4 protein-coding genes and 1 pseudogene are annotated in these 4,610 nt (G+C 72.2%); 1 reads left to right on the top strand and 4 read right to left on the bottom strand.

The genetic code is table 11. The annotated features are described in order from the left end of the window. Positions 1-91: 91 nt before the first annotated feature. On the bottom strand, positions 92-670 hold the full coding sequence (locus ABZ434_RS34515; protein WP_359145504.1) for a sugar O-acetyltransferase: 579 nt from the start codon (positions 668-670) through the stop codon (positions 92-94). A gap of 80 nt (positions 671-750) precedes the next feature. Between ABZ434_RS34515 and ABZ434_RS34510 the strand changes: the two genes are divergently transcribed. Next, positions 751-1,953: an MFS transporter gene (locus tag ABZ434_RS34510; protein WP_359145507.1), complete on the top strand. Its 1,203-nt coding sequence runs from the start codon at positions 751-753 to the stop codon at positions 1,951-1,953. On the opposite strand, the gene thrS is transcribed toward ABZ434_RS34510, so the two are convergent. The 3 genes and pseudogenes from thrS to ABZ434_RS34495 all read right to left on the bottom strand — a co-directional run. Beyond that, positions 1,950-3,209, bottom strand: coding sequence for a threonine--tRNA ligase (thrS, locus tag ABZ434_RS34505; RefSeq protein ID WP_359145510.1), 1,260 nt, complete (start codon positions 3,207-3,209; stop codon positions 1,950-1,952). The two genes, ABZ434_RS34510 and thrS, sit on opposite strands and share 4 nt — an antisense overlap. A 165-nt stretch (positions 3,210-3,374) precedes the next feature. After that, entirely contained in the window at positions 3,375-4,118 is a 744-nt protein-coding gene (locus tag ABZ434_RS34500) for a class F sortase (RefSeq protein ID WP_359145513.1), read from the bottom strand. Positions 4,119-4,275: 157 nt separating this feature from the next. Further along, positions 4,276-4,610 (bottom strand): annotated as a pseudogene (locus ABZ434_RS34495) (hypothetical protein); the annotation flags it as partial.

Genomic DNA, 4,610 nt, shown 5'->3' with positions numbered 1-4,610 from the left:
CCCCGATACTGGGCGTATCGGGGTGATCCCGACAACGCGGCGAGCGTGCGTGCCAGGCGTCGCCGGACAGGCGGGACTTTCGAAACACGCCCTAGATCGAGCGGATCACCCGGGCCGGATTGCCGACCGCGACCACGTTGGCGGCAACGTCCTTCGTCACGACGGCTCCCGCGCCGATGACGCTGTTGTCCCCGATGGTCACCCCGGCCAGCACGATCGCGCCGCCGCCCAGCCAGACATTGTCGCCGATCGTGATCGGGCGGGCCGCCTCCAGCTTGTCCCGGCGCGGCTCCGGGTCCACCGGGTGGGTCGGGGTGAGCAGCTGGACGTTCGGCCCGATCTGGCAGTCGCGGCCGATGGTGATCGGGGCCACGTCCAGAGCGGTGAGGTTGTAGTTGATGAACGTGTCCTCGCCGACCGTGATGTACGTGCCGTAGTCCACGTACAACGGCGGCCGGATGTGCGCGCCGGCACCGACAGCGCCCAGGAGCTCGGCGACGACGGGCTGTGCGGCATCGGGGTCCTCGGTGTAGGCCGCCAGATAGCGGGCGGCCAGTCGCACGGCGCGACGCTGGGCCTCCACGATCGCGGGGTCGTCGGCGATGTAGAGGTCCCCGGCGAGCATGCGTTCGTGGTTCGTACGCGGGTCTCCCGCGAAGTGGTCCGTCATGGGTACGATCGTACACTCCAAGGGCGTACGATCGTACGCTCCTGCTGGAACCCTTTTCTGGACTGTCGAGGCCCGCTGTCATGGATGTTGCAACACGCCGCCGGCGTGCCGCCTTGTTCCTCTTCATGCTCGCCGCCGGAGCCGGCATGGCCTCATGGGTGGCGCGCACCCCCGCCGTCAGGGACGGACTCGACGTGTCCACCGGCGCGATGGGGCTGGTGCTCTTCGGGCTGTCCACCGGTTCCATGGCCGGCGTGACCGCCTCCGGCCCGCTCGTACGCCGGTGCGGGGGCCGGGCCGCCATCACCGTCGGTGCGGCGCTGATCGTCGCCGGGCTGCTGGTCGTCGCGGCGGGGACGGGCCTGGTACTGGCGGGCGGGGTCTTCTGCGGACTGGCCCTGTTCGGCGGCGGGATGGGGCTGGCCGAAGTCGCGTTCAACATCGAGGGCGCGGACGTGGAGCGGGTCATCGGCCGCCCCGTGCTGCCGGTGCTGCACGGCTGCTTCAGCCTGGGCACCGTCGTCGGGGCGCTGCTGGGCATGGCGCTGACCGCGGCCGCGGTCCCGGTCGGATGGCATCTGACGGCCGTCTCGGTGCTCGTCGCCGTCGCCGCGGTCGTGGCCGTCCGCGCGATCCCGCACGGCACGGGCAAGGAGGCGGCCGACACCTCCGGACCGGGCGGGTGGCGGGGCCAGCTGACGGTGTGGCAGGACCGGCGGCTCGTCCTCATCGGGCTGATCGTGCTGGCCATGGCCTTCGCGGAGGGGGCGGCGAACGACTGGCTGCCGCTGCTCATGGTGGACGGTTACGAGGTGAGTGCCACCGCCGGCTCGCTGACCTTCCTGGTCTTCGCCTCCTCGATGACGGTCGGCCGCTTCGTCGGCGGCCCCCTCCTGGAGCGCTTCGGCCCTGCCCGGGTCGTGCGCATCAGCGCGGTCGTCGCCGCGCTGGGCCTGGCGGTGGTGATCGTTTCGCCGAGCCCGGCGATGGCGGGCGCCGCCACGGTGCTGTGGGGACTGGGCGCGTCGCTCGGTTTCCCCGTCACCGTGTCCGCCGCGGGCGACCATCCGCACCACGCGGCGGCACGGGTGGGCGCGGTCTCCACCGCGGGCTATGTGGCCTTCCTCGTCGGCCCGCCCGCGCTCGGCTTCCTCGCCGACCACATCGGTCTCCGGCTCACGATGACGGTCGTTCTCGTCCTGCTGGTCGTCGCGTGCGCGCTCGCCGGAGCGCTGGAGACCGGCCGCCGCGCGGATGCGGAGACGGAGCCCGTCACCACCTAAGGTTTTCCACCCCACAACTCGCTGCTGCGGGCGGCCACGACCGCGCCGATCCGCTCCAGCACCTCCCGGGCGGGCAGCGGATCGATGCGACGCCCGTCCCGGAGCCGCAGCGCCACCCGGCCGTCCGCGGCCTCCGCAGCGCCGATGACCGCCTGGTACGGCACCAGCCGGGCCTCCCGGATCCTGGCCCCCAGACTGCCGCGCTCCCGGCCGCCGACCTCCGCGCGCAACCCGAGCGCGAGGCAACGGCGGGCAAGCGCCTGGGCGTTCGGCAGTTCGGCGTCCGACACGGGCAGGATCGCCAGCTGGACGGGGGAGAGCCAGGCAGGGAACGCGCCGCCGTGCTGCTCGATGAGGTGGGCGACGGCCCGCTCCACGCTGCCGATGATGCTGCGGTGCACCATGACCGGCCGGTGCTTCGCGCCGTCCGCGCCGATGTAGTGCAGATCGAACCGTTCCGGCTGGTGGAAGTCGACCTGGACGGTCGAGAGGGTCGACTCCCGGCCCGCCGCGTCCGCGACCTGGACGTCGATCTTCGGCCCGTAGAACGCGGCCTCGCCCTCGACCGCCTCGTACGGCAGCCCGGAGGCATCGAGCACCTCGGTCAGCAGGGCGGTCGAGCGCCGCCACATCCCGGGGGCCGCGACGTACTTCCCGCCCGGCCCCGGCAGCGAGAGCCGGAAGCGGGCCGGATGGATGCCCAGCGCCTCGTACGCCGCGCGGATCATGTCCAGCGCGGCCCGCGCCTCCCCGGCGACCTGGTCCAGGGTGCAGAAGATGTGGGCGTCGTTGAGCTGGATGGCCCGTACCCGGGTCAGCCCGCCGAGTACCCCGGAGAGCTCGGAGCGGTACATGCCGCCCAGCTCGGCCATCCGCAGCGGCAGCTCGCGGTAACTGTGCGAGCGGGAGCGGTAGATGACCGCGTGGTGCGGGCACAGGCTCGGCCGCAGCACGACCTGCTCGGCGCCCAGCTCCATCGGCGGGAACATGTCGTCGCTGTAGTGCGACCAGTGCCCCGAGATCTCGTACAGCTCCCGCTTGCCGAGCACCGGCGAGTACACGTGCCGGTAGCCCGCCAGCCGCTCGGCGGTGCGGATGTACTCCTCCAGGGTGTGCCGCAGGGCCGCTCCGTCGGGCAGCCAGTAGGGGAGCCCCGCGCCGATCAGCGGGTCGGTGTCGAACAGTTCCAGCTCGCGGCCGAGTCTGCGGTGGTCGGGCATGGCGGTCTCCTCGGGTACGGAGGCGAGTGACCGCAAGCAGAAGCCCGGGGCACTCGCCCCGGGGCTTCGGACTGGTCGGAAGTCAGCGCGCCGGGACACTCTCCGGCGTCGTCGTCATCGCAGCGCGCTTGTTCATGCGGGGACGCTAACAGCGGCCCAGGGTCCGTCGCACGGGGTTTTCCGCCGGACGGGCACGGAGGCTCACCCCTTCTTCGCCGAGGCGAGGTGGGCGAACACGACCACGTTGTCCTCGTAGTCCTTGGCCTTCCTGTCGTAGTTGCCGCCGCACGTGATCAGGCGCAACTGGGCATCCGTCGTATCGGCGTAGACCCGCTTGTCGGGGAACTTCGCCTTGCTGAACGTCTCGACGGTGTCGACCTTGAACGTGGCCACCGTGCCGTCCGTACGGGTGATGTCGACCGTCGACCCGGGCCGCAGGAACCGCAGCTGGAGGAAGACGGCCGGGCCGGTCAGCGTGTCGACGTGGCCCGCCACGATCGCCGCGCCGCGCTCGCCGGGAGTCACACCGCCCTTGAACCAGCCGACCAGGTTCGTGTCGTTCGGGGGAGGGGCGTCCAGTCGGCCGGAGGCCCCGATCGACAGCGGGGTGAACGGGGCGTCCACGGCGATGGCGGGGATCTTGAGCCGCTTGGGAACGGAACGGGCCAGTGCGGGCGCGGTGGTGGGTGTGGGAGAGGGAGAAGGGGTGGCCTGGCGGGGAACGGCGGCAGCCGGTGAGGAGGCGGAGGCCCGGGGCACCGGGGTGGCTGGGGCCGACGCTGCGAGCGGGGCGGGTGGTTTGTCGTCGGCCGAGGGGCCGATGGAGTTGTAGATGAGGAGCATGCCGAGCCCGGCCACAGCGGCGGGCCAGAGCAGGGCGCGGCCGAGCGTGACGGTGTCGGAGGCAGTCCGGGAGGAGGAATCGGGCGACTGCGGGGCGGCCATGGGAACGTGCCTTTCGTCCGTGCGGAGCGAGGGGGGAGGTGACGCGGGGCGGGCTTGGTCAGGGCGGCGCCCCAGGGGGAAAACGAAGGCGCCGCGGCCGCCGTCCGGAGGGACGGCGGCCGCGACAGGAATGCGGCCGGCTCGCGGTGCGGCCGGGTCAGGCCATCGCGCCACCCGTCGCCTGACGACGGCGCAGCTTGTAGGCGCCGACCCCGACACCGCCGAGGAGCAGCAGCGAACCGGCTGCCAGACCGCCGCCGGTCATGGCCATCGCGCCACCGCCCGTGTGCACGCCACCGCTGGGCTTGTCCTTCTTCCAGCCCTCGTCGCTCTTCTCGGACTTCTCGCTCTTCTCGGTCTTCGTCGACTTCTCAGTCTTGCCGGCCTCGTCGCTGTCCGGCTGCCACTCCTTGGTGACCGTCATCGACATGGCACCGCCACCGGCGTGCATGCCGCCTTCGGGCTTGTCCTTCTTCCAGTCGTCCTTGCCGC

It is taken from the genome of Streptomyces sp. NPDC005761, from assembly GCF_040630635.1.
In the GTDB taxonomy this organism is placed as follows: Bacteria; Actinomycetota; Actinomycetes; order Streptomycetales; family Streptomycetaceae; genus Streptomyces.
The sequence above is the reverse complement of the archived record's forward strand: the minus strand, read 5'-3'. Positions and strand labels throughout refer to the sequence as shown.